This window comes from Streptomyces sp. NPDC026575 (assembly GCF_055567415.1).
Map to the genome: position 1 here is coordinate 46975 of NZ_JBVHQM010000019.1, position 21785 is coordinate 68759.

Consider the following 21785-nt stretch of genomic DNA (forward strand, 5'->3'; position numbering starts at 1 on the left):
GCCGATGGCAGCGTCGGACAGTATTGGACAGACTCCTGCGCGGATGCATCGATAGGGCGCTGGAGGACGTCGGATATCTCGACCCTGCGTACCGGCGTGATGGAAGCATCGGGACCACCGTCGCATTCATGGCAACGGAAGAGCAGCCGAGGCTTACCGCAGGGGCGTTCCTGGACGCTGTGGACTACGAGTTCAGTCAAAAACCTCCATGGCTCCGCTTCCTGGCGTACCTCGCTGTCCCTGACCCATCGCGCGAGCACACGATCTCGAACGCTGTGCGCGATGTTGAGGCGCTGTTCGACATTTCTCAACTGTGGTCGTTCTGGGACATGGTGGGCCCCGATGCTTATGGGCGGGGAAATGGGGAGACGGGATCCCACGCACGCCCAACTGGCGCTGTCGTGCACGGCCTGGAGTTCTCCCACTCGCTTTGGGGGCAGTGGGAGATGTTTGCGCTTGAAGCACCTATGGCAAGCCAAGGTGAGATCTGGCGCCGCGTTCGGAGCAATGTCCCCTTCTAGTGGCGCCGGGGGTGACTGGCCGCTCCTGCCCGTCACCTCGGTGGGCGGGCGAGTGCCCCGTTGCGGCGGGGGGCCGGTCGACGGGCTGAGCCGGCGGCGCCTTCACCTGCCGCCGCTTCACCCGTCACTCAGGTGAACCTCGGCGTGGCCGCGTGGCATCCAGGTCACAGGTGGTACAGGAGGCATGGTGAGCTCCCAACCGCCGACCGGCCCGCCCAGAGGCCCCCTGTACGGGGAGCCGGCACCGACCCCGCCACCCCCGCCGCCCCCTCCGTCGCCCCGGCGGCGGGCTGCACCCATCATCATCGGCGCGGCCGTTGCCGTCGTGGTGATCGTGACCGGGCTCGTCTTCTTCGTATTCCTCCGCAGCGACGAAGGCGGCGAGCCTTCGAATACCCCTTCCAAGGTCCCGAGCGTCAGCGCATCCGCAGTGGCCCGAGGTATCGCGAAACGCGTGACGTTGACCCCCAAGGATTGGGGTAGTTCGTTTGTTCAGGCATCTCCATATGAGGACTCCACTCAGGCTTGGATGGTTGCCGACCAAGACTGCCAGAGCAAGGCGACATCGTCGGTCAATGCCATCGATTACCTGAGTCGCAGCGTCACAGAATCGGAAACCACGGCGTACGCCAGCTCTACACTCATCACCTTCAAGGGAGCAGAATCCGCCGGAGGCGCCGTTGCCGAGCAGCGCGACTCCGTGCGGCGATGTCCGAAGCAGTGGATGGCCGGAAGCGAGACCGAGAATATCCATGAGGTCGACGTTCCTGGCCTGAAGGGTTTTGATGACCTGGTGGCCGAGGAAGGCCATGACATCGGTGGTGGGCTGGACGATTACTATACGTCTCTCACGGCCAGCAAAGGGCAGTTTGTACTGCAGTCGTACGTGAGCCGCAGCGGCTACGGGACGCGGGAGCAGAACCGCAAACAAGCGGTCAAAGCTCTCTCCCTCATGCTGAGTCGCCTTGAGAGCAGTTGACTTCATTCACCTCCGGTGGTCCGCATTTTTGCCGGCCCGCTCCACGCGCAACGAATGTCTATACCCGATGCGGAGCCCCGCATCATCCCTGATTCGGTGCGCCCGTCGGTGCCGTAGAGCACTGCGCATTCATGGCCACAAGGGTCCGGAAGGTCGGCGCAGAGCCAGAAGGGAAAGCGCGCTACCGGGCCGGGAGGGGTGTCGACGAGCGGGTCGTCCCCGCGGCGCGGAACGGGCTCCGCCGCTTCGCGTCGTACAGCGATTCGACGGCGTCGCACCAGACGTCCAGGTCGGAGCCGGCGCTCAGCTCGTCGGAGCGCGCCTTCGCGCGGCGGGAGGCCCGCGCCCAGTTCTGCGGGTCCTGCAGCGACATCAGGGCGTGGGTCCAGGCGTTCAGGTCGTCGCGGTAGGCGAAGATCCCGGCCTCGCCGAGGGACTCGATCAGCCCGGGGGTGGGGTGGGCGATGACCGGGATGCCGGAGGCGAACGCCTCGATCGCCACCCGCCCCCAGGACTCGTACAGGCTCGGCATGAGCATCACCCGGGAGCGGCCGTAGACGTGCGTGCGCATCTCCTTGCCGGCCACACCGTCGACGACCTCGCAGTTGGGCAGCCGTGGCGGCGGCATGATCTGCTGCCCGTACGCGCCGCGGACGCCCAGGAACCGCCACTCGGGCGTCCAGGCGGCGATCTGCCAGAAGAGGTCGCCGCCCTTGTCGGGGTTGAGGTTCACCAGGGTCGCGCAGTCGCCCGGTTCGGTGCGGTACTCCGACGTGATCACAGGGGGGCGTACGACGATCGTGTGCCGGGGCAGGAACTCCGGGGGGTAGTGCGCGTAGAAGATCTCGCCGTCCCGGCGGATCCACTCGCTGTTGTAGACCAGGAGATCGGCTCCGGCCGCGTTGTGGAAGGTCGGCGCGAAGTTGTCGTGGCAGATGACGACGACGGGTATGCGGCGGGCTCTGGCGAGACCCGAGACGAGGGGCACGTTCTCGAAGTGGGACAGGAGTACGTCCGCGTTCTGGGCCTGGGCCGCGAAGTCGGAACCCTCCTGATACGGGACGACCCGCACTCCGTCGATGTCGTAGCTCTCCTCGATGCTTCCCGGGTGCGACAGCCAGACCGTCACGCGGTGGCCGCGTTCGCTCAGGGGGCGAAGCATCGAGTGCAGCATCCACTCGGATCCCGCGTTGTGGGCCGGGGGATAGCCGTATACCCGCGCCACGATGGACATGCTCCGCGACCTGGTGAGCGCGGTCAGTGGGGGCCTGTGCGGGCGGGGCGCCGCCGTTTCCACCTGTGAGTACTCCCTCCGGAGGGCAACAAGGACGAGGACGAGGACGGGGAGAGGTGTGAGAGCGAGGGGCGGGGTCGAGGCGGGGGAAGGCCGGTGGTCTTCGTCGCGCAGGTGTCCGTGGACGGAGATCACCGGCTCTTCGGGGCTCCCGCTCAGGGAGCGGGTGGTGCGGGGACGAGCCGGATGTGTGCGAGGAGCATGCCGGTGTCGCCGTCCGGGTCGGCGCTCAGCTCCTGGTCGAAGCCCGCGCGGCCGGGGTTGGCGAACCGCACGGCCACCCGGCCGACGTCGGCCGGTGCTTGGAAGCGGAGTGTGCGCTTGCGCCAGCCGGGGGAGTTGAGGTCGGTCCTGGTGCCGCTGGGGGAGGTGGCCTTGCCGGTGTAGTACTGGACGTAGTCGTCCCAGGCGAGGGTGGTGCCGTCGCGGGCGGGTTCGCCGTCGAGGACCTCGGCCCGCAGATAGGTGGGGGCGGAGAGGGGGTCCCGCAGGACGTGGTAGCCGGTGTAGAACGACAGCTCGTACCAGGAACCGGGGCTCACCGCGACGGTCTGCTCGATGAAGCCGCAGGTCTTGGCCCCGTCGATGTCGACGATGTTCTCGCCCGGTACGAAGGGGTACTCCGGGTCCTCCGGGAAGGTCCCGATGGTGTCCCCTCGGAGCAGATCGACGAAGGTGCCGGGCTCCCCGGTCTCCGAGGTGTGCCAGCTCCCCTTGCCCTCGTACTTGCCCACCTTCCAGGAGTCGATCTGCCGGAGGTCCTTCGCGTATTCGGCGCCCTTGTTGTCGTACCACTTCCCGCCGGGCTTGAATTCGTACTGGGCGAAGCCGTAGTTCCCGATCAGGTTCCCGGTCGGCCGGGGAGTGGTGATCTGGAAGCGCAGCGGGGCCGCCTGGGCGTTGTCGAGGTGGATCTGGCCCCAGAGCATTTCCAGCGGGGCATTGTCGAGTGCTGTGACGCCGAGCAGATAGAACCCGCCGGCTTCCGGTGAACCGTCGTTGAGGTGAACCGTGTTCTCGAACCGCAGGGACTGCCGTTCCTTGTTCAGGATATGCAGTTCCCTGTGGACGACGCCCGGAACGATGTAGATGACCTTCGCATCATCGGGGAAGAAGACTCCTTCGGGCAGGGTGACCGTGATTTCCTTCTTCTCGCCCGCGACGGGTTTGCTGTTCGGTGTCAGCAGCAGGTTGATCGTGAATACCTCTCCCTTTCCCTGAGTGATATTCACCGGAAGCGGTAGTCCCTGGCCAATGATGAACCCCATGGCTGTCCCCTCTGTCGTCCGGCTCGAATGCGACGAGACCCTACCCGAGGGGAAATCTCGTAACACGAGGGAATATTGGCGCTGAGCAGGTTCCGTACACATCAGGCCAGGGCGGCAGCGGAGTCTTCTCGTACTGGCCTTCGAGCGAGTCGCCGTCGATTACTTTCGCTGATGATCCGTTGTCAAGTGGGCTCTGAACTGGGGTGATCGTATGAGCCGACATGGCTCGAATGGAGTGACGGCCTCTCCTGGCCGTTATCGGCCAAGGCGTGAATGGCTTTCAGGATCGTTTCTGCAGATGTGCTTTAAGACCGCCCGGCCGGGGTTATGGCCATCGGGTGCCATCTGAAGGGCCGGCCGATGGCGCAGAAGGGGCAGTAGGTCAGGCTGAATTGGCATCGTTTCGGTTCCGGCCGGGCGACGGGCCCATGGCGTACGGCTCGGACGCCGTGTTACCAAGTCTCCCGTTCGGTCCCGCCGGGAACCGCCCTGCGGGGAAATGCGCGACGGAGGCGGCGATTGTGCCGGCTCATGCGGAGGTGGACTGCGTGGCCCTTGTGTTTCGAGAGATCAGGTTCGATGTGGACGTCAGCCCGTCGAGGAGCCGAGTGGAGCAGCGGAGGGACATCACGCTCCCCGGCAAGCTCCGTACGGATGACAACGGCAACCGGGTCATCGACGTGGCGCTCAAGTCCTTCAAGTTCGAGGCATACATCAACGGGAATGTCGAGGACTATGAACTCGGCGGCCAGGAAATCGACCTGCAGGTCCAGCCGACCGGTCATCAGTCCGGCGAGGTGGTCCTGAACATCAACATGCGGCCCAGGGAGCAGATCATTCAGGACCCGGCATGGCAGTTCAAGGCGAAGGTCAGGGCCCTGGTCATCGCCGACCTGGAAGACGGCCACAAGTAGTCCCGGGCGACGGCGCCGCAGTTCGCGGGTGAGGAGACGAGGCCGCCCCGCCGCCCGCAGCTGCGGCTCGGCGGGGCGGCTTCCGCCGCACGGTCCGCTTCGTACCGCCTCACGTCATCCGTTCTCAAGGCGGCTCAGCATGAGCGAGAGCGCGTTGACCGCCTCGTCGCGGGCCTGCTCCTGTGTGTCGGACCCACCGCGGGTCACGGAGACCTGCAGCACGAACTGCCCTTTACTGGCCGTGAGCACCGTGTAGTAATCGTCTGTCTTCTGGCCGTCTGAACCGACGACGATGTGGCCTTCTCCGGCCACCAGGTCATCAAAGCCCTTCAGGTCGGGAACTTCTCCCTCGTGGACATTCTCATACTGTTCGCTACTTCCGGCGACGCCCTGTTTCGGGCATCGCTGCAAAGGCTCGCGCTGCTGGGCAATGATACTTTTGGCGGAATCCGCCCTCTTGTAGGTGATGAGCGCGGAGCCGGAAAGCACCGTGCCATCTGATTCCTTGGCGTTGCGCTTCAGGCTGTCGAGCGCATCGGTCCGTGATTCCAACGTGACTTTGCAGTCCTGGTCGACAACCGGCCAACCCAGATCGCTCTCCTCGTACGGAGAATCCCGAACAAATGAGTCGCCCCAGTCCTTCGGCGTCAGCGCCACGCGTTTCGCCAGATCGCGGGCCGCCGCGGACGAGCCGACGCTCGGCACCTTGGAGGAGCTGTCCGAGGGCTCACCCCCGTCGTCGACGTTGAGGAACGCGAAGACGACGAGCGCCGACACGATCACCACGACGGCGACGGCCACGCCGATGAGGAGGGGTACGGTGCGCCGCCGGGGCTGTCGAGGGGGAGGTGGCGGCGTGGGCGCCGGCTCCCCGCGCAGGGGGCCACTGGGCGGGCCGGTCGGTGGTTGGGAGCTCACAGTGGCTCCTGTACCACCCGTGACCGGGATGCCGCGCCGCCGCGCCGACGTTCACCTGACTGACGGGCGAATCCGCCGCCCCGGACCTCGATGGCGGATCGTGGGGGTCGGACCTCAGGCCGGATTCCCGGTGCTGCCGCGCTGACGGAGTGCTGTCACCAGCAGGGCCGCCGAAACGAGTGCGCCGGCGCCGGTCCTGTCTAAAGCCAGTCGGTTTGGTAGCCGGTAGGTCGCAGGAGGGCCAGGAGTTCGGTGTCGGTGGGGTGGTGGGTGCGGGTGAGGATGTCCTTGAGCTGGGACACGCTGACGGGGCCGTCGTAGCCGCGGACGGTGATCAGTCGGTCGCCGACGCGTTGGTACAGGGCGAGACCGGGGTCGCTGTTGTCGGTGTCGTGGGTGACGACTTTGCGCAGTCCGTGCCCGAGATCGGTGCACGTCACGATTTTGGTGGCGGCGCAGCTGACGACGTCGGGCGGCTCCCTACCGTCCTTCTCCATGAGGTGCATCGCGTACTCGATCATCGGTCCGTGACCGGTGTCCGGCCCCAGGCGGAAGGTGACGGCGAAAGCGGCTGCGTTCGCCCAGCCCATCGCATCGTCCTCGCGCCGGGCGGCGTCGGGGACCAGGAGGGCGCCGGAGTCCCAGGGCAGGGAGCGCGTCAGGTCATGAAGGTCCCGGCGGTCCTTCGCCTCGTCCAGTTCTGCCGCGAGCCACTGGTAGGCGCCCCAGCAGCCTATGAGCGGAAGGGCGAGAGCAAGGGCCAGGGTGCGGAGGCGGGTCACCAGAGTTTGTCGATTTCGCCGGGGTGCAGCGCGATGCGGGCGCAATGGAACGCCGTGCGGTCCCGGCGGGCCTCGGGGGAGAAGAAGTCCGCCATGGTGACCTTGTCGAAGCCCGGTTGGTCGCTGGGGAAGGGGGACTGCGGTGTGCCTCCGATGAGGACCGTTCCGGGCAGCGGGTGCCAGCCCGCGCTCTCGTAGAAGTGCTGCAGGGGGCGGTCGCAGGTGAAGATGCCCAGGTCCAGGTCCAGGTCCAGGTCCGAGTCCGGGGGCAGGGGTACGGGCAGGGGCGAGCCGGTCATGGCTTTGTGGGCGGCGGTCACCAGGTGGCGGCCGTGTCCCTGGCCGCGGGCGGCTCGGCGGGTCACCACGGTGCTCAGTCCGCCGGCCCGGTAGCGGTGGCCGGCGTGCACGATCGGCTTGGAGAGGATGTCCAGGGCCGCCAGCACCGTGCCGTTGTCGACCAGCAGCATCGAGATCGGACGGAGCGCGGGGTCGTGGTGGGGCCGGTCGCCGTCGTCGGCCGCTGCGGCGGGCGAAGCGCCGGTCCGGGGCCCGGCCGGATCGTCGGCGGGGGGCCATGCCTCGTCATGGAGCGCGCGTACCTGGCGGCGGAGTTCGGGCGGGGTCGCGGCTTCGGGGAAGGTGAGGAGCTGCATCGGGTGGTCCAGGTCCCTGTCCCTAGATGACCGGTGGGCGGCCGAGCCGCGTCATCCGCCACACCGTGCGCCAGCGGATCGGCCGGCGCCGTCCGCAGGGCGTCCGCACCCCTTCGGCGAAGCCGGCGGCCCAGGCGCGCAGGCCCCCGACCGAGCGGCTGCGTACGGCCGTCAGCGCCGCCCATACGCCCAGGTAGAGCGGCACCAGGACCGCGGGCAGATGGCGCTTCGCCAGCCATACGCGGTTCCTGGCGACCATGCGGTGGTAGACCGCGTGCCGGGTGGGGGAGGTGTAGGGGTGCTGGAGCACGATCTCCGGGGCGTAGCGGATATGCCAGCCGTCGTCCAGGGCCCGCCAGGCCAGGTCGGTCTCCTCGTGCGCGTAGAAGAAGTCGTCGGGCCAGCCGCCGATACGGTCCAGCATCGGTACGGACAGCGAGTGCCCGCCGCCGAGGAACGTCGTCACCAGTCCGCCGCGCTGCGGGTCGCCGGCCCGCAGGCGCGGGACGTGGCGGCGCTGGGTGCGGCCGAGCTCGTCGGCGATGCGGAAGCTCACGATGCCCAACTCCGGGTCCTGCGCGTGGAGTTCGGCGAGCCGCCGGAAGACGTCCGGGCTGATCAGGAGGCCGTCGTCGTCCAGATCGACCACCACGTCCAGGTCGCCGAGCTTGCGCAGCTCGTCCAGGGCGACGTTTCTGCCTCCGGAGACGCCCAGGTTCTCGCTCAGCTCCACACCCATCGCGCCGTGCGGCAGCGGCGGCAGCGGCGAGCCGTTCCCGACGACGACGATGTGGGCGGGCTGGAGGTCCTGCTTGGCGACCGAATCCAGCAGCGCGGTCAGCTCGGCGGGACGGTTTCCCATGGTCAAGATGGCGACGCCTACGCGCAGATGACGCACAGAAGGATGCTCCGTTCTTGGCGGGCTTGCCCGGTTGTTTCGGATGCTAGTCGTCGGGGTAAGCGGCTGCGCGCCACCGCACCCGCCGGGCGACATCCCCGTCGGTACCGGTGAGTACGCGCGCACACATGTACGTACGGACGTACTCGCGCACGCACTCACGCGCTTTCGGCCCCGGACCCGGCCCGGGGCGCCGGTGGCCGCCGGTCCCGCGGTGGGCGCACCATGGAAGGGAGGGGGGTGTGTCACAACGACCGGTGGGGGGCGGGAGGCGGCCCTCATGATGGAGATCAAGACGATCGACAAGCCGGACGAGCGGCGTGACTTTCCCAGGGGGCACCTCGAAGCCCTGCACCTGACCGGGCTGGACTTCGCCGTGGCCACCTTTGAACCGGGCTGGCGCTGGACGGAGTCGGTCGGCCCGATCGCCGGGACCGACAGCTGCGAGGTCCACCACCACGGCTTCATGGTCCAGGGCCGTATGCGCATCAGGATGGACGACGGCGCGGAGTCCGAAGTGGGGCCCGGCGATGTCTTCGTCTGCCCGCCGGGCCATGACGCCTGGGTCGTCGGCGACGAACAGGTCGTCGTGTACGACTTCGCGGGCGGGATGGCGACGGACTACGCCAAGGCCAAGGGGTAGAGCAGGAGAGGGAGGGGGCGGGTCGCCGAGAGTGACGGATGGGAGCGGTGTGTTGCGGTAGGGCGATGCGGCGGAGCGGTGGGACGGAGCGATGAGGAGGGCCGCGGGGGCATGGCCCCTACAAGGTCCCGGGAGCTGGTTCCGGGGCCTTGCGGCGTGCGGCTGCCCGTACCGGCGCGTCGTGTGTTTTCCCACGTCGATCGGGATGTCTAGGAACGCGTTCGGTGGGCAGGGGAGCCGGACGGTCCGGCATACGGAATACGGCACGGGGTGATCCTGTTGCCGCTGCCGGGGACCGAGTGGACATCGTCGACAGACCGGAAGCAGGAACGTACGCATGAGCACCGTTGAGCTCACCAAGGAAAACTTCGACGAAATCGTCTCCGGCAACGATTTCGTCCTGATCGACTTCTGGGCCGAGTGGTGCGGTCCCTGCAAGCAGTTCGGCCCGATCTTCGAGCAGTCCTCGGAGAAGCACGACGACCTGGTGTTCGCCAAGGTCGACACGGAGGCCCAGCCGGAGCTGGCGCAGGCATTCCAGATCCAGTCCATCCCGACGGTCATGATCGTGCGGCAGAACATCGCGGTGTTCGCGCAGCCGGGCGCGCTGCCGGCGGAGGCCCTGGAGGACGTCATCGGCCAGGCCCGCGCGCTGGACATGGACGAGGTCCGGGCGTCGGTCGCCGAGGCCCAGCAGAGCGAGCAGGCGCAGGGCGGGGCGGGCCAGTAGGCTCGGGGCCCGTGAGCGAGCTACTTCTGGTCCGGCACGGCGAGACCGAGTGGAGCCGGAACGGTCGGCACACCGGTTGGACCGATCTGCCGCTGACCGCCCATGGCGAGGAGCAGGCCCGTGCGCTGCGGCCGCTGCTGTCGGGCCGGAAGATCGCGCAGGTGTACGCCAGCCCGATGGCGCGGGCGCTGCGCACCGCCGAGCTGGCGGGCCTCGCCTCTCCGCAGATCGATCCCGACCTGCGGGAATGGGACTACGGCGGCTATGAGGGCATCACCACCGCCGAGATCCGTCGTGAGCGCCCCGGCTGGTATCTGTTCTCCGACGGTGTCGCGCCCGGCCCCGACGAGCACCCGGGGGAGTCCCCCGAGCAGGTCGGCGCGCGGGCCGACCGGGTGCTGGCCAGGATCGCCCCGCAGCTGCGGGCCGACAGCGGGGATGTGGCGCTGGTGGCGCATGCGCACTTCCTGCGGGTGCTGGCCGCCCGCAGGCTCGGACTGCCGGCCGCGGCGGGTGGACTGTTCACCTTCGAGACCGGGACCGTCGGCGTTCTGGGAACGGAGCACGACCGCCCCGCCGTGGTGGCCTGGAACGCCCGGAGTCTGTGAGCGCCGCCCGGGGTCGGTGTCCGTGCCGCCCGGGACCGGCGCCTGTAGTGGCTGAGCCAGGGGCGGAGTCGGAGCCGCCGGGTGGTGGGCGGGCGAGCCGCCTCCGTGGCGCGAAGGCCACCGCCGCTACGGCGCCATCGGGTCGAGGTGCAGTGGCTGGACCTTGCCCTCGATCATGGCGCCGAGTCCCATGACGGCGCAGGTGTCCGGCCGGTCGGCGGTGTGTACCGGCATGCTGGTGGCCTGATGGATCATCGGCTCCAGACCGGGGATCAGGGCGCTGCCGCCGGCGAGCATGATGCCGCGCTCGCCGAGGTCGGCCACCAGATCCGGCGGGCAGCGCCGCAGTACGGCTCCGATGCCGTCGAGGATCGCGGTCAGCGGGGTGATGATGGCGTCCCGTACCCGCTCGGTGTCGACATGCACGGAGCGCGCCATTCCGCTGACCACGTCGCGGCCGTGCACCTCGGTGGAGCCGGGGGTGAGGTCGTCGCCACCGGACAGGATCAGATGCAGGGGGCGTACGGCCTGGCTCGCCAGCATCAGTTCATGGTGCTGGCGCAGATGCTGGATGACGGCGTGGTCGATGGCGTTGCCGCCCACCGGCACGCTCTCCGCGGCCACGATGGAGCCGAGGGACAGCACCGCGACCTGTGTGGTGCCCGCGCCGCACATCACGATCATGGTCGCCTCCGGCTGCTCCACCGGGAGCCCGGAGCCGACGGCGGCGGCGACCAGGGTGTCGACGAGTTCGACCCGGCGCGCACCGAGTCCGGTCAGCGTCTCCACGGCCGCCCGCTGGGCCAGCGGCTCGCTCCCGTACGGGAGGCAGACCGCGGCCCGCATCGCGGGGCGGCGCCGCCAGGTCTTGCGCAGCCCGTTGCCGACCAGGGTGCGCAGCAGCCGCTGAGCCATGTCGATATCGACGACGGTGCCGCCGGAGACCGGGCGGACCACGCGGATGTGGTCGGGGGTGCGGCCGTCCATCAACTCGGCTTGCTCGCCGACGGCCAGCAGCGCCCCGGTGCGGGTGTTGATGGCGGCGACGCTCGGTTCGTCGACGACCAGCCCCTGATTCTTGACGTACACCCTGGTCCGGGCCGCGCCGAGGTCGACGGCGGCCGAGCAGCGCCGCAATTGGGCGAGGCTGATGGTCATGGGTGATTCCTCCCCGGTGGGCCGGTATGGACGGAGCGCTCACACGGTCCGTTCGCACGGACCGCTCGTGCGCCATCCTCTGATCGCCCATAGGGGGACGCCCGCTGGGAGGGTCCGGTAGGGGGACGGGGAGGGGCGGGCTACGGCATACGGGTGAGCGGAGCCGCGGCGGCGGCGCGCCGACGGCCGGGGCTCAGTCGACGCGGCGCTGGTAGAGCCCCCAGGTGAATTCCGTGACGATGGGCCGCGGGGCGCCGTCGGGGTCCGGAGCCGTGCAGGCCAGCCGCCAGCGGGTGGGGGCGCTGCCCTCCATCGGGCGGGCCGGGGCGAAGGCGCGGGCGACCTCGTCGACGGTGCAGGACCAGGGGGCCAGGTCCGCGGTCGTCCGCAACTCGGGGGAGGGGGCCCCGGGGGCCCGGACCAGCCAGGCGTTCCAGACCGTGCCCCGGGCCGCGGTGAGGACCTCGAAGTGCAGGTCGGGCCAGAGGGGCACCGGCCAGGTCAGGGCCTCGCAGGTCAGGTCGCCGATCCGGCGGGTGGCGACGGTCCGCGGGACGCCCAGCAGGGCGCGGTACGGCTGGACGCCGCCCGCCCGCGGGGCGTGCATCCGCGCCTGCCAGCGGCGGTTGGCCTCCCGCATCTCGGCGCGGGAAACGCCCAGTTCGCGCAGGGCGTCCTCGACCATGCCGGGGTGGTGGTCGGCCATCCGGCGCAGCAGTACGAGCTGGAAGGCGATGGGTCCTGGCAGGTCGGAGGGGGTGCCGGGGCCGGTGGGCGGGTCATTGTCAGTGGCGGGGCTCATGATGGACATGGTCGTGGACGGCGGGGGCTTCGGGGGGTCCGGGGCGGTCGCCGTCGGGGAGGAAGAGCACGGAGTTCACATAGCGGCGGTGCGGTGCCAGGGAGCGGCGCAGCAGGCCGTGTTCGGCGACATGGGAGGTGCGGGACTGATGGGCCGGCAGATCGAAGTCGGCCAGTGGCAGCCAGCGGCCGTGCGGCAGGACCCAGCCGCGATAGCCGTGGGCGGCCGTCCAGTCGAGCACGGGCGCCAGCGGCTGGATGCGGCTCTCCAGCTCGACGAACAGCGCCGGCCGGTCCCGCTCGACGGTGTCCGCCGCGCCGCGCAGCACCGCCAGCTCCGCACCGTCCACATCCACCTTGATCAGGGTGACGGAGGCCAATCCGAGCGCGTCCAGGGGAAGGCAGGGCACGTCGAGGGCGGCGGTGTGCAGCTCGCGGCGTACGAGCGAGGAGACCCCGCGGTCGCCGCGGCCGTCCGGGGGCAGCCAGAGGGTGGCGCAGCCGGCGTGGTCGGTGGCCGCCGCGGAGACCACGTCGACATGAGGCGGGGTGACGGAAGCGAGCAGGCGGGCCAGGTGGGGGACGGGCTCGATGGTGACGACGCGGTCGGCCCGCCGGGCCAGCCGCCGGGTCCAGGGGCCGTACCACCCGCCCACATCGACGGCCGTGCCGCCCGGCGGGCAGAAGTCGGCGAGCCGCCGCAGCTCCGGTTCGAAGCGCGGATAGAGCCCGCCCGCCAGCGCCGACACCAGCCGGGCCGGCAGCCGGGGCCCCAGCCGCGCGGCGAGCGTCACGACAGCGCCCCCTGCTCCGAGAGGCGGCGCAGCAGACGGTCGTGCTCGGCGTCGGTGACCTGTTCACCGGACGAGGGCAGAAGCTGGGGAATACCGTCGAGGATCGGATAGCGGCGGCGCAGCCGGGGGTTGTAGAGGATGCCGTCGGGGGTGAGGAGGGACAGCGGACCCTTGTCGAGGGGGCAGACCAGGATCTGCAGCAGCGGGTCGTCGGGCTTCATGGCTCAACTCCGTTAGCCGGTGGGCGGGTTGGGACGGCGGTGGTCTCATGACGCGGTAGGGCGAGCAGGACGGTGACGGCGACGGCGGTGCCGCCCAGCCGTAGGGCGAGCCGCAGGGGGTCGGCGGGTAGCGGCTCGCCGAATGCCACGGTGCCGCAGGCGACGGTGAAGACGCAGGTGACGGTGGTGCAGACGGGGACGATCACGGAGGCGCGGCAGCGCTGCAGCGCGGTCTGGGACAGGATCAGACCGGTGGCTCCGGTGAAGAGCAGGAGGTAGGGGTAGGGCGAGCGGAGGAGCTCGGCGGCGGCGCCCGCGAGGTCGTGGGTGGTGAGCAGGCCGGAGACGCCCTTGATGGCCAGGGAGCTGACGCCGTAGAGCAGGCCGACGGCCACCCCGTAGGGGACGCCGGCGGTCGGCAGCCGGTGGCGGCGCTGGGCACGGCGTTCGGCCGAGCGGTAGAGCACAAGCCCGGCGGCCAGCGACGGTACGGCGATGGCGAGCAGCGTCGCGGGCGGGGCGGTGCGGGCGATGGCGCGGGCGTCCTCGCCCTGGAGGGAGGCGACGACCAGGACGAGCGCGATCAGGATCGCCACGATGCTCTGCCGCTCCCGGCCGCTGGTCCGCTCGCCCAGGACGACCGAGGACAGGAGCAGCAGCAGGACCAGACCCGAGACGAAAATGCCCTGCGCGGCGGCGAGGGGCAGGGTCCGGTAGACGGCGAGTTGGGCGGCGAACCCGGCGGCCAGCGCCAGCGAACCGCCGAGCCACAGCGGACTGGACAGGAGGTGGCCGACGACCCGGGCGGGCCGGCGGGTGCTCAGCGCCGGCAGCGTGGCCAGCGCGCGCTTCTCCAGCACGAAGCCGGTGCTGTACAGGACATTGGCGAGCAGTGCGGACGCCACGCCCCACCACAGCATCGCGCCACCTCCTTCGTCGAGGGCCCCCGCGGGTCTGAGTGAGGTGCCGAGCCGGTGCGGTCGGTCAGGGGCCGCTTCGGCGGGCGTGGGCGAGCAGGATGGAGGCCAGGGACGGGACATGGCAGGCGGCCCGGTCGAGCGGGCGCAGCGGGCGCGGCACATCGTGGTACGGGGCGCCGGCGATCCGTACGGCCTCGAAGCCGGAGGCCGCCAGGAAGCCGCGCAGCGCACGGGCGGTATAGAGGCGCAGATGGCCGACGACCTGACTGCCCGGCCGGCCGTGGATCCGGCGCATGCTCACCTCCGAGAAGACGGGCTGGACTCCGGCCAGCAGGAGCCCGCGGTTGTACCAGGCGGCGAGGTTGGGGGTGGAGAGCATGAGGTGGCCGCCGGGGCGCAGCACGCGGCGCAGTTCGTCCAGCGCGGCATCGGGGTCGACGAGATGCTCGATGACCTCGCTGAAGAGGACGGCGTCGGCGGAGCCGGTCGCGAACGGCAGGCCGCCGTCGGTCAGTTCGCCGCGCACGACGGAGGGGATGCGGGACCGGGCGCGGCGCAGCGCGTCCTGGGACCAGTCGACGCCGATGAGCCGGTGGCCCGCGAGGACCTCGGCGGCGGTGGCGGCCGCGGTGCCGTCGCCGCAGCCGAGGTCCAGGACGGTGGCCGGTGGGGCGCCGGAGCGTACGGGCCCCAGGGCGCGGGCCAGCAGCCGCGCCTGCCGCCGGCTGCGGGCGGCGCCGGACGCCACCGGCACGGCGGGGTTCTCGTAGAAGTCCCGCAGCCCGGTGGGCGGCGCGGTCGGGCCGCTTCCCAAGGCGTCCCTGGGGCGGGGGGCGGCGGGGCGGGTCATCGGGCGCGTCCTTCGGTCGGGGCGGCGGGGGGCGGCGGTTGTCCAGGGGGCGGGGGCGCGTCGGAGTCGGGCCGGCCGGTGGCGGCGAGCGAGGAGCGGAAGAGGGCACCGAGCCGGGCGCCGGCCGCCTCGTCCAGCAGGGCGTGCGACCAGCGCAGCGCGAGCTGGATGCGGCCGCCGACGGAGACGGTGGTGACGGTGAGCCCGCGCGGCATCCGTGCCGGGGCGGAGAACCACACCGCGGTCGGGCGTCCGGCGTCGCCGAAGTCCAGCGGATAGGGGATACGGCCGATGTTGGACAGGAGCGTGGTGGAGGTCCAGGGCGCGGCGGCGCCGCGCAGCGCGCGGGCGGCGGCGCCGCGCAGCCCGACGGGCAGTACGGGCGCGGTCAGCACCGCCCCGGAGAGCCCGAGTTGCGGGCCGGGCGGCGCCGACTTGAGGGCGCGGGTGCGCGCCGCCGTACGTCGCAGCAGCCGGGCCACCGCTTCCGGGTCGGGGGGATCGGCGGTCAGCCGCTCGGCGTCCCGCCGTTCCTCGGGGCCGAAGCCGACCGAGAGCAGCCGGGTGCCGTTGCCGATGGGCATCCCGGCGTCGCGCGGCCGGTCGTCGACGGGCATGGTGACGACGACGGGTGCGGCGCGGGCGGCATGCAGCCGGTTCCAGCGGGCCACCATCAGGCAGGTGGCGACGAGGAGTTGGTCGTTCACGGTGTACGGGGTCCGCCCGTCCACCCGGGGTGGACGGGCCGGCACCGGCAGCTCGGTGATGAGCATGCTGTTGCCCCTGCCCGTACCACCGCCGCCCCCGTGGTGGGCGGCGATCCGGACCGGACGGGAGAAGCGGTGGCCGGTGCTCCCCGGAGCGCTCGCGTCGTCCGGACGCTCCGCCCCGGGGCCGCCGGCCCTTATGGGCGGCGGGGCCGGGGAGTTGTCGGCGCCGCCGTAGAGCTCGGCGGCGGTGGCCAGTACCCGGAGGCAGGCCGGGCCGTCCAGGGCGGTGTGGTTGATGGTGAGCAGCAGCACCGTGCCGTCCGCCGTTCCGGTCCCCTGCCGCCCGACGATCTCCAGCCGTACGGGCGGTGAGGCGTCCAGGGGCGGGCAGTGGGAGAGCGCGCGCTCCCGGGCGTGGCGGAGCGCGTCGGGTCCCGGTGGCGCGACGGCGACCGGGTCCACGTCCGGGGCGGCGGTGAGCTGCCAGATGTAGCGGCTGCGCCACCAGCGGACCGGCTCCTGGCGCATGAGGATGCGCGGGTGCCGGGCGAGCGCCTGCCGGAACGCGGTGCGCAGCCGCGCGGGATCGACCCGGCCGGGGAGGTGCACCTCGATGTGCACGGTCTCCGGCTCCTCGTCCTCCAGGCAGTGCCGGGAGACCTCGTCGACGAGCGGGAACGGCACGCGGGCGACGGTGGGTTGCCGGGCCGGACGCGGCCCGGACGGCGAGCCCGACGGGCCGGACGGCCGGGAGGAAGACGAGGCAGACGAGGCAGACGGGGCTGACGGGGCGGACGAGGCTGACGATGCGGACGACGAAGACGAAGAAGACGACGACGGTGGCGGCGCGGCGGCCGGTTGCAGTGCGGTCATCGGGTGGTGCCCTCCCCGTTGTCCTCCCGGTTGTCCTTCTGGTTGTCCGCCCGGTTGTCCGCCCCGTCGTCACCCGGTGGCGCGGGCGGTCGAGGTGTCCGCGGTGTCCGCGGTGCGGCCGGTCGGCCCGGTGGGCGCCGCTCGGCCCACAGCGGACCGGCGCCCTGGGTCCGTCCCCGGGCCACGATGGGACGGCCGACGGCCTGCGCACCGGGCCCGTCCGCAGTGTCCGCAGTGTCCCCGGAGCCCCGGCTGCTGACGGACCGTGCCGTGCCCACCCCACCCCGCGGCCGCCGCGGCAACGGCGGAAGGGGCGCCCCGGGCGGCGCGTCCGGCCCCGCCCGGTCCGGCGGCCGGGCCGGCTCCGTCACCGGCTCCGCCGCCCCGGTCGGTACGGTCACCACCCCCGCCGCCAGCCCCAGCAGCGCCAGCGCCTGGGCGAGGCCGCTGAAGGCGCCCTGGTCCGCGGCGAGGGGCCGGCCCGCGCCGAGTGCCGCGACGGCCCCGGCGGCCGCCATCGCCGCCAGCGCGAGCGGAACGAGCAACCGCGGGCGGAAACGGGCCAGCAGGGCCAGCAGCGGCACGATCACCGCGTACGGCCCGGAGGCCAGGGCCACCACCGCCGTGAGGGCGACGACCCCCAGCACCCACGAGGGGGCGGGCGGCGGCGGGACGTCGGGACGCGGGGTGCCCGGCGGGCGGCGGATCAGGGCGGACAGGACGAGCAGCACCACGCCCAGCGCTCCGCCGATCAGCCCCAGGTCGTAGGCGGTGGCCGGACCGTAGGACAGCTCGATGGTGCCGCCCGCCCCGGCCGGTACGAGGAAGCCCTGCTGCCAGCCGTCCACCCGCAGCGGGGTCAGCCGCCGCCCGTGGAGCGTGGCCTGCCAGCCGTCGTTGGCGTTCTCGTGGATCTGGAGGTAGACGGCCTGACCGGAGCCGACGGAGACGGTGCGGCGATCCCCCGACCAGTCCTCGGCGGTGACCTTGCGGGCCGGGCCGGCGGGGGCCGTCGCCGGCTCTGTGCCGTCGGCGTCTCCCCTGCGCAGCGTCACATCCGTCAGTGCCAGCGGCCCCTGGTCGCCGGCCTCCACCCGGTGGCGGCCGGGCGGCAGTTCCAGCCGCCCGTCCTTGGCCGGTCCGGCGCACAACTCCACGTCGATCGGGCGGCGTTCGGTGAGGTCGCGGACGTAGCCGGAGGCCCTGGTGGCGTGCAGTACGCCGTCGACGGCGAGCATCGGGCCCTGGCCGCAGCCGACGGTGAAGCGGGCGCCGGCGGCGGGCCGCGGGGTGCGGTAGGCGTCGAGCGCCGGCAGGTAGACCTCGCTGAGGCCGACCGGGAGTTGCAGGGCCTGGCCGGCGACCGGGTTGTGGATCGTCAGCTCCTTGACCTTGCTGATGGTGATGTCGAGGCGGTCGGTGGTGATCGCCTCGAAGCGGGCCTGGCCGTTCTCGTCGACGCCCGCGGTGGCCGCCCCGTCCGGTGAGTTGATCAGGATCTGCTCCGGCCGGGTGGAGATGCCGCCGGCCGCGGCCAGCACGATCTGGTCGATCTTCTTCTTGCCGGGCCAGCGCAGATGCAGCGTCGGCCGGTCGCCGGCGATCCAGGCGGTGGTCAGATCGCCGTCGACGAGGTTGCGGGGGCTGAGCGACTGCCCGAAGCCGAAGCCGGTGGAGTCGGCGGTGGCGGTGATCCGGTCCTTCTGCTCCGGCGCGACCCGGTCCAGCAGCCGGTCGAGTTCGCTGCCGGGGACGGCCAGCGCGGTGCCGGAGACGGCGTAGTCGGCGCGCTCGCCGGTACGGAACTGGCGGTGCAGTCCGACCTCGGCGGAGACCGGCGACAGCCCGCCCGGGTCGCTGCCGCGGTGCAGCGAGACGGTTTCGGCGGGCGCGTCGGAGTCCTGGGCGTCGGTGGGGAGTTGCAGCAGCCGGGTGACCTGCACGCCGGGGAGGGCGATCTCGGCGAATCCGGCGCCGGAGAGGCCGGCGCGCGGGGTCTGCGAGCCGGTGATCGTCACCTTCAGCCACTTCGCCGTCCCGGCCGGGGCCTTGACCTGCTGGGGTGTGCCGTCGGGCCGCAGTACGGAGTCGGCGCCGCCGCGGTCGGTCTGGATCCGGACGGACGTCGGGGCGGCGCGCAGCCCGTCGCCGGGCAGCGGGGTGAGGGTCAGCGCGGCGGGGACCCCGGTCGGCCGGGTGAAGGCGATCTTGACCCACTGGCCGACGGGGTCGCCGGCGCTGCCCTCCGCCCAGGCGGTGTCCGGGTTGCCGTCGAAGGCGTTGACCGGGTCGTACTGCGGCAGGTGGAAGAGCCAGTTGCCGCTGGTGGAGGCGGTGACCGAGGACGCGCCGCGGAGCTGGGCGGTGGTCTGGTGGCCGATCCCGGTGGTCGGCAGGATCTGCCGGGGCGGCCGGCCGGGGTCCTGCACGCTGTCGGGGTGGTTCCGCTCGTCGGGCGTGTAGGTGTAGGAGGTGTTGCTGTTGACCAGCCCGAAGCGGGTGTCGGCGCGGCGCAGGCCGTCGGCGGTCAGCTGGAGCGGCGGGGTGCCGAGGCCGGGGTGGCGGTCGCCGGTCAGCACGGTGGCCCGGTTGCGCAGGGCGGGATCGGCGGAGAGCTGGAGGAGGGCTTCGGGGCCGCCGCTGAGCTGGGCGGTGTCCGCGACCGGCCGGGCGGCGACGCGGCCGGGCTCGGGGGTGCCCACCGGCTGGTAGATCTCGACGGCGCGCTGGCGCGGATAGAGGCCCTGGATCTGCACCGGGGCCTCGGCGGGGATCCTGCCGCCGGTGGTCAGCGGGCCGAAGGCGGCCGCCCTGCGGTAGCCGGACGCCTCCAGGGTCCGCTTGACGGTCTGCGGGGGGACGTAGCCGATCTGGTCGGGGTCGAGGTCGTTGCGTACCACCACGTCGTGCAGCCCGGCCCGGCCCAGGTAGTCGCGCAGGCCCGGGACCCGGGCGCCGGTCAGCAGCGCCTGCTCGACGGCGTCCAGGGCCCGGCGGGCGCCCGGGGTGCCGAACGGGACGAAGTCGCGCTGCGCCCAGGGGGAGTCGGCGAGCACGTCGAGGGGTTCGTCGATGGGGGAGCCCCAGGTGTAGATGCCGTGCGCGGTGGCGGGGACGACCAGGGCGCGGCTGTGCGGGGTGTGGGTCCGCAGCCAGCCGGCGGTCTGCTCCCAGTAGGCGGGCAGCTTGGTGAAGGCGCCCGGCTGGAGGACGGTGCCGGTCAGGAAGGGCAGCGCGAGGGCCGGCAGGATCAGCAGCGCGGTCAGTCGGGGCAGGCGGTGGCGGGCCGGGACGCGGCGGGTGCCGCGGCGCTCGGCGGCGACGGCGAGCAGATGCGCCAGCCCCAGGGTGAGGGCCAGGGCCAGGCCCGGGGTGAACTTGTAGATGTTGCGGAACGGGCGCAGCCAGCCGTTCAGCCAGTCCTGCCACAGCTCGTGCAGCGGCCCGCCGAGCGCTCCGCCGTATCCGGCCAGCGCGATCAGCGCCACGGCCAGTACGGTCAGCAGGAGCCAGCGCCGTTCGGGCAGATCGCGGCGGGCCAGGCCGGCCAGGCCGAGCGCCGCGGCCAGCGCCGAGCCGAGCACCGCGAAGGCGTTGGCCGTCATGGTCCAGCCGGCCGGCAGCCAGGGCTCGCCGAAGTCGAGGTAGCCGACCCAGTTGCCGGCGCCGCGCAGCAGTTCGGTGGCGGACATGGTGCCGGTGGTGGTGTCGGCCTGCTCGATGAACGGCATGAAGTTCTCACCGTGGATGCCGAGCAGCAGCAGCGGTACCACCCACCAGGCGGTGGCCAGTACGACACCGGGCAGCCACCAGGCGAGCAGCCGGGTGCGCCGCGGCCCCGTACGGGAGAGCAGGTACAGGCCGGCGGGCAGCAGCGCGGCCAGCGTGGACGCCGCGTTGACGCCGCCCATGAAGGGGATCAGCAGCGCCGAGCGGGTCGCCGCGGTACGGGCGCTCACCTGAGGGTTGGTCAGCGGCAGCAGCACCCAGGGGAGCAGCGCGCCGGGGAGGACGGCGGCGGAGGTGGAGCCGATGACGATGGTGAAGGTGGGCCACAGGGCGTAGCAGGCCGCCGCCGTCAGCCGCGTGGGCGGGCTGCCGAAGCGCAGCCGTTCGGCCAGCCGCAGCGCGCCCCAGAACGCGGCCGTGACGATCAGCGACATCCACAGCCGCTCCGCCAGCCAGACCGGGACGTGGGCGAGGTCGGTCAGGCCGTAGTAGGGGAGCGTGGGGAAGGCGTAGCCGAAGTACTGGTCGGCGATGCCGCCGAAGCCCGCCCGGTCGTGCCACAGCTGCCCGAGGTCGCCGAGGAACTTCCAGGGGTCGGTGGTGACGCCCAGTTTGGTCTCGAACGTCATCTTCCCCGGCGAGGGCGTCAGAAAGCCCACCAGGGCGGCCGCCCAGAAGGCCAGTAACCAGCGTCTGCCGCGGGGCCCGCCCGGCGGTGGGGCACTCGTGGTGTCGGTCCTGCCGCCGGTGTCGGGCGTGCCCGGGGACGGGGAGGGCCGCAGGGTCTGGGTCATGGCAACCGCCGGAGGATGAGGAGGAGGTTCCAGGTGGCGACCTCCCGGACGCCCGGGAGGCGGGGGATGGCCTCGGCGAGGAACGGTGCGTAGCGGGAGCGCGCGGTGACGATCGCGACGTCGTCGCGTGCCCGTACCTGCCGCAGGGTGCGTCCGACGTGCACGGCGAAGAGGTTGACGCCCAGGGTGTGCTTGGCGTCCCGGCCGGTGCGCCGCCGGTAGCGCCTGCGGGCCCGTTCGGCGCCCAGGTAGTGCCAGGGCGCGGTCTCGTGGCCGCCCCAGGGGGAGAGCCAGTTGGTGAAGGCCACGTAGATCAGCCCGCCGGGGCGGGTGACCCGGACCATTTCGCTGAGGAAGGTCTGCGGATCGGCGACGTGCTCCAGGACGTTGGAGGAGAAGCAGATGTCGGCGGCGCCGTCGGCGAGCGGCAGCAGGTAGCCGTCGGCGACCACCGCCGCCTCGGGCCTGCGGCCGCCTGCGGTCAGCTCCGCCGGGTCGGGCTCGAAGAGGTAGCCGTGGGCGCCGCGGCGCCGGAACTCCTCGGTGAAGTGGCCGGCGCCGCCGCCGACGTCGGCGACCACCGCGCCCTTGAGCGGTGCATGGCGTTCGACCTGGTCGGCGGCGTCGCGGGCGAGCAGCCGGTAGCAGTGCTCGGGTGCGGTCTGCTCCTTGAGGAAGGCGCGGAAGAGGGCGTAGGACCTGCGCAGCGAGGGGTCGCGCACCG

21 protein-coding genes are annotated in these 21785 nt (G+C 71.9%); 6 read left to right on the plus strand and 15 right to left on the minus strand.

Going from position 1 to position 21785, the window contains the following annotated elements:
- Positions 1–128 precede the first annotated feature (128 nt).
- Both ACZ4NB_RS25285 and ACZ4NB_RS25290 read left to right on the plus strand, forming a co-directional pair.
- On the plus strand, positions 129–521 hold the full coding sequence (locus ACZ4NB_RS25285; protein WP_467664977.1) for a hypothetical protein: 393 nt from the start codon (positions 129–131) through the stop codon (positions 519–521).
- A 325-nt stretch (positions 522–846) separates the two neighbouring features.
- Positions 847–1500: a hypothetical protein gene (locus ACZ4NB_RS25290; protein ID WP_467664979.1), complete on the plus strand. Its 654-nt coding sequence runs from the start codon at positions 847–849 to the stop codon at positions 1498–1500.
- A 181-nt stretch (positions 1501–1681) separates the two neighbouring features.
- Here the strand turns inward: ACZ4NB_RS25290 and ACZ4NB_RS25295 are convergent, their stop codons facing one another.
- Both ACZ4NB_RS25295 and ACZ4NB_RS25300 read right to left on the minus strand, forming a co-directional pair.
- Positions 1682–2662: a glycosyltransferase family 4 protein gene (locus tag ACZ4NB_RS25295; RefSeq protein WP_467664981.1), complete on the minus strand. Its 981-nt coding sequence runs from the start codon at positions 2660–2662 to the stop codon at positions 1682–1684.
- A 287-nt stretch (positions 2663–2949) separates the two neighbouring features.
- Positions 2950–4026, minus strand: a complete 1077-nt coding sequence (locus ACZ4NB_RS25300; protein WP_467664983.1) for a hypothetical protein — start codon at positions 4024–4026, stop codon at positions 2950–2952.
- A 644-nt stretch (positions 4027–4670) separates the two neighbouring features.
- On the opposite strand from ACZ4NB_RS25300, the gene ACZ4NB_RS25305 reads away from it, so the two are divergent.
- Positions 4671–4976: a hypothetical protein gene (locus ACZ4NB_RS25305; RefSeq protein WP_467664984.1), complete on the plus strand. Its 306-nt coding sequence runs from the start codon at positions 4671–4673 to the stop codon at positions 4974–4976.
- Positions 4977–5090: 114 nt separating this feature from the next.
- Here ACZ4NB_RS25305 and ACZ4NB_RS25310 read toward each other — a convergent pair whose 3' ends face one another.
- The 4 genes from ACZ4NB_RS25310 to ACZ4NB_RS25325 form a co-directional block, all read right to left on the minus strand.
- On the minus strand, positions 5091–5777 hold the full coding sequence (locus tag ACZ4NB_RS25310) for a hypothetical protein (RefSeq protein WP_467664986.1): 687 nt from the start codon (positions 5775–5777) through the stop codon (positions 5091–5093).
- A gap of 317 nt (positions 5778–6094) precedes the next feature.
- The gene (locus ACZ4NB_RS25315; RefSeq protein WP_467664987.1) at positions 6095–6676 is read right to left on the minus strand and encodes a hypothetical protein; all 582 of its coding nucleotides are present in this window, start codon (positions 6674–6676) and stop codon (positions 6095–6097) included.
- Positions 6673–7332, minus strand: coding sequence for a GNAT family N-acetyltransferase (locus ACZ4NB_RS25320; RefSeq protein WP_467664988.1), 660 nt, complete (start codon positions 7330–7332; stop codon positions 6673–6675). The genes ACZ4NB_RS25315 and ACZ4NB_RS25320 overlap by 4 nt, the downstream gene beginning before the upstream one ends.
- Before the next feature lie 22 nt (positions 7333–7354).
- Positions 7355–8230, minus strand: coding sequence for a glycosyltransferase family 2 protein (locus ACZ4NB_RS25325; RefSeq protein WP_467664990.1), 876 nt, complete (start codon positions 8228–8230; stop codon positions 7355–7357).
- 280 nt (positions 8231–8510) lie between these two features.
- Between ACZ4NB_RS25325 and ACZ4NB_RS25330 the strand changes: the two genes are divergently transcribed.
- The 3 genes from ACZ4NB_RS25330 (at position 8511) to ACZ4NB_RS25340 (ending at position 10211) form a co-directional block, all read left to right on the plus strand.
- Positions 8511–8873: a cupin domain-containing protein gene (locus ACZ4NB_RS25330; protein ID WP_467664992.1), complete on the plus strand. Its 363-nt coding sequence runs from the start codon at positions 8511–8513 to the stop codon at positions 8871–8873.
- Positions 8874–9210: 337 nt separating this feature from the next.
- A complete protein-coding gene (gene trxA / locus ACZ4NB_RS25335; RefSeq protein ID WP_467664994.1) occupies positions 9211–9603 on the plus strand; it encodes a thioredoxin in 393 nt (130 codons plus the stop codon).
- An 11-nt stretch (positions 9604–9614) separates the two neighbouring features.
- The gene (locus tag ACZ4NB_RS25340) at positions 9615–10211 is read left to right on the plus strand and encodes a histidine phosphatase family protein (protein ID WP_467664996.1); all 597 of its coding nucleotides are present in this window, start codon (positions 9615–9617) and stop codon (positions 10209–10211) included.
- A 126-nt stretch (positions 10212–10337) separates the two neighbouring features.
- Here ACZ4NB_RS25340 and mreB read toward each other — a convergent pair whose 3' ends face one another.
- The 9 genes from mreB to ACZ4NB_RS25385 form a co-directional block, all read right to left on the minus strand.
- Complete coding sequence (mreB, locus tag ACZ4NB_RS25345; protein WP_467664998.1) at positions 10338–11369, minus strand: rod shape-determining protein MreB; 1032 nt, start codon at positions 11367–11369, stop codon at positions 10338–10340.
- Between the two features lie 193 nt (positions 11370–11562).
- Entirely contained in the window at positions 11563–12171 is a 609-nt protein-coding gene (locus tag ACZ4NB_RS25350; RefSeq protein WP_467664999.1) for a hypothetical protein, read from the minus strand.
- On the minus strand, positions 12155–12964 hold the full coding sequence (locus ACZ4NB_RS25355; protein ID WP_467665001.1) for an FkbM family methyltransferase: 810 nt from the start codon (positions 12962–12964) through the stop codon (positions 12155–12157). Before ACZ4NB_RS25355 ends, ACZ4NB_RS25350 begins: the two co-directional genes overlap by 17 nt.
- Entirely contained in the window at positions 12961–13185 is a 225-nt protein-coding gene (locus ACZ4NB_RS25360) for a Trm112 family protein (protein ID WP_467665003.1), read from the minus strand. Before ACZ4NB_RS25360 ends, ACZ4NB_RS25355 begins: the two co-directional genes overlap by 4 nt.
- Positions 13182–14105, minus strand: coding sequence for a DMT family transporter (locus tag ACZ4NB_RS25365; protein WP_467665005.1), 924 nt, complete (start codon positions 14103–14105; stop codon positions 13182–13184). The genes ACZ4NB_RS25360 and ACZ4NB_RS25365 overlap by 4 nt, the downstream gene beginning before the upstream one ends.
- A gap of 64 nt (positions 14106–14169) precedes the next feature.
- Positions 14170–14955 (minus strand): class I SAM-dependent methyltransferase, encoded by a 786-nt coding sequence (locus tag ACZ4NB_RS25370; RefSeq protein WP_467665007.1) that lies wholly within the window; start codon positions 14953–14955, stop codon positions 14170–14172.
- Positions 14952–16349: a condensation protein gene (locus tag ACZ4NB_RS25375; RefSeq protein ID WP_467665009.1), complete on the minus strand. Its 1398-nt coding sequence runs from the start codon at positions 16347–16349 to the stop codon at positions 14952–14954. The genes ACZ4NB_RS25370 and ACZ4NB_RS25375 overlap by 4 nt, the downstream gene beginning before the upstream one ends.
- Before the next feature lie 185 nt (positions 16350–16534).
- Positions 16535–21061, minus strand: coding sequence for an alpha-(1->3)-arabinofuranosyltransferase domain-containing protein (locus tag ACZ4NB_RS25380; protein WP_467665011.1), 4527 nt, complete (start codon positions 21059–21061; stop codon positions 16535–16537).
- A complete protein-coding gene (locus ACZ4NB_RS25385; protein ID WP_467665013.1) occupies positions 21058–21783 on the minus strand; it encodes a class I SAM-dependent methyltransferase in 726 nt (241 codons plus the stop codon). The genes ACZ4NB_RS25380 and ACZ4NB_RS25385 overlap by 4 nt, the downstream gene beginning before the upstream one ends.
- Positions 21784–21785 lie beyond the last annotated feature (2 nt).

Coding starts and splice junctions, on each gene's coding strand:
- ACZ4NB_RS25285 (WP_467664977.1), top strand. CDS start 129: ATGGCAACGGAAGAGCAGCCGAGGCTTACCGCAGGGGCGTTCCTGGAC.
- ACZ4NB_RS25295 (WP_467664981.1), bottom strand. CDS start 2,662: ATGCTTCGCCCCCTGAGCGAACGCGGCCACCGCGTGACGGTCTGGCTG.
- ACZ4NB_RS25320 (WP_467664988.1), bottom strand. CDS start 7,332: ATGCAGCTCCTCACCTTCCCCGAAGCCGCGACCCCGCCCGAACTCCGC.
- ACZ4NB_RS25330 (WP_467664992.1), top strand. CDS start 8,511: ATGATGGAGATCAAGACGATCGACAAGCCGGACGAGCGGCGTGACTTT.
- trxA (WP_467664994.1), top strand. CDS start 9,211: ATGAGCACCGTTGAGCTCACCAAGGAAAACTTCGACGAAATCGTCTCC.
- mreB (WP_467664998.1), bottom strand. CDS start 11,369: ATGACCATCAGCCTCGCCCAATTGCGGCGCTGCTCGGCCGCCGTCGAC.
- ACZ4NB_RS25350 (WP_467664999.1), bottom strand. CDS start 12,171: ATGAGCCCCGCCACTGACAATGACCCGCCCACCGGCCCCGGCACCCCC.
- ACZ4NB_RS25360 (WP_467665003.1), bottom strand. CDS start 13,185: ATGAAGCCCGACGACCCGCTGCTGCAGATCCTGGTCTGCCCCCTCGAC.
- ACZ4NB_RS25365 (WP_467665005.1), bottom strand. CDS start 14,105: ATGCTGTGGTGGGGCGTGGCGTCCGCACTGCTCGCCAATGTCCTGTAC.
- ACZ4NB_RS25370 (WP_467665007.1), bottom strand. CDS start 14,955: ATGACCCGCCCCGCCGCCCCCCGCCCCAGGGACGCCTTGGGAAGCGGC.
- ACZ4NB_RS25380 (WP_467665011.1), bottom strand. CDS start 21,061: ATGACCCAGACCCTGCGGCCCTCCCCGTCCCCGGGCACGCCCGACACC.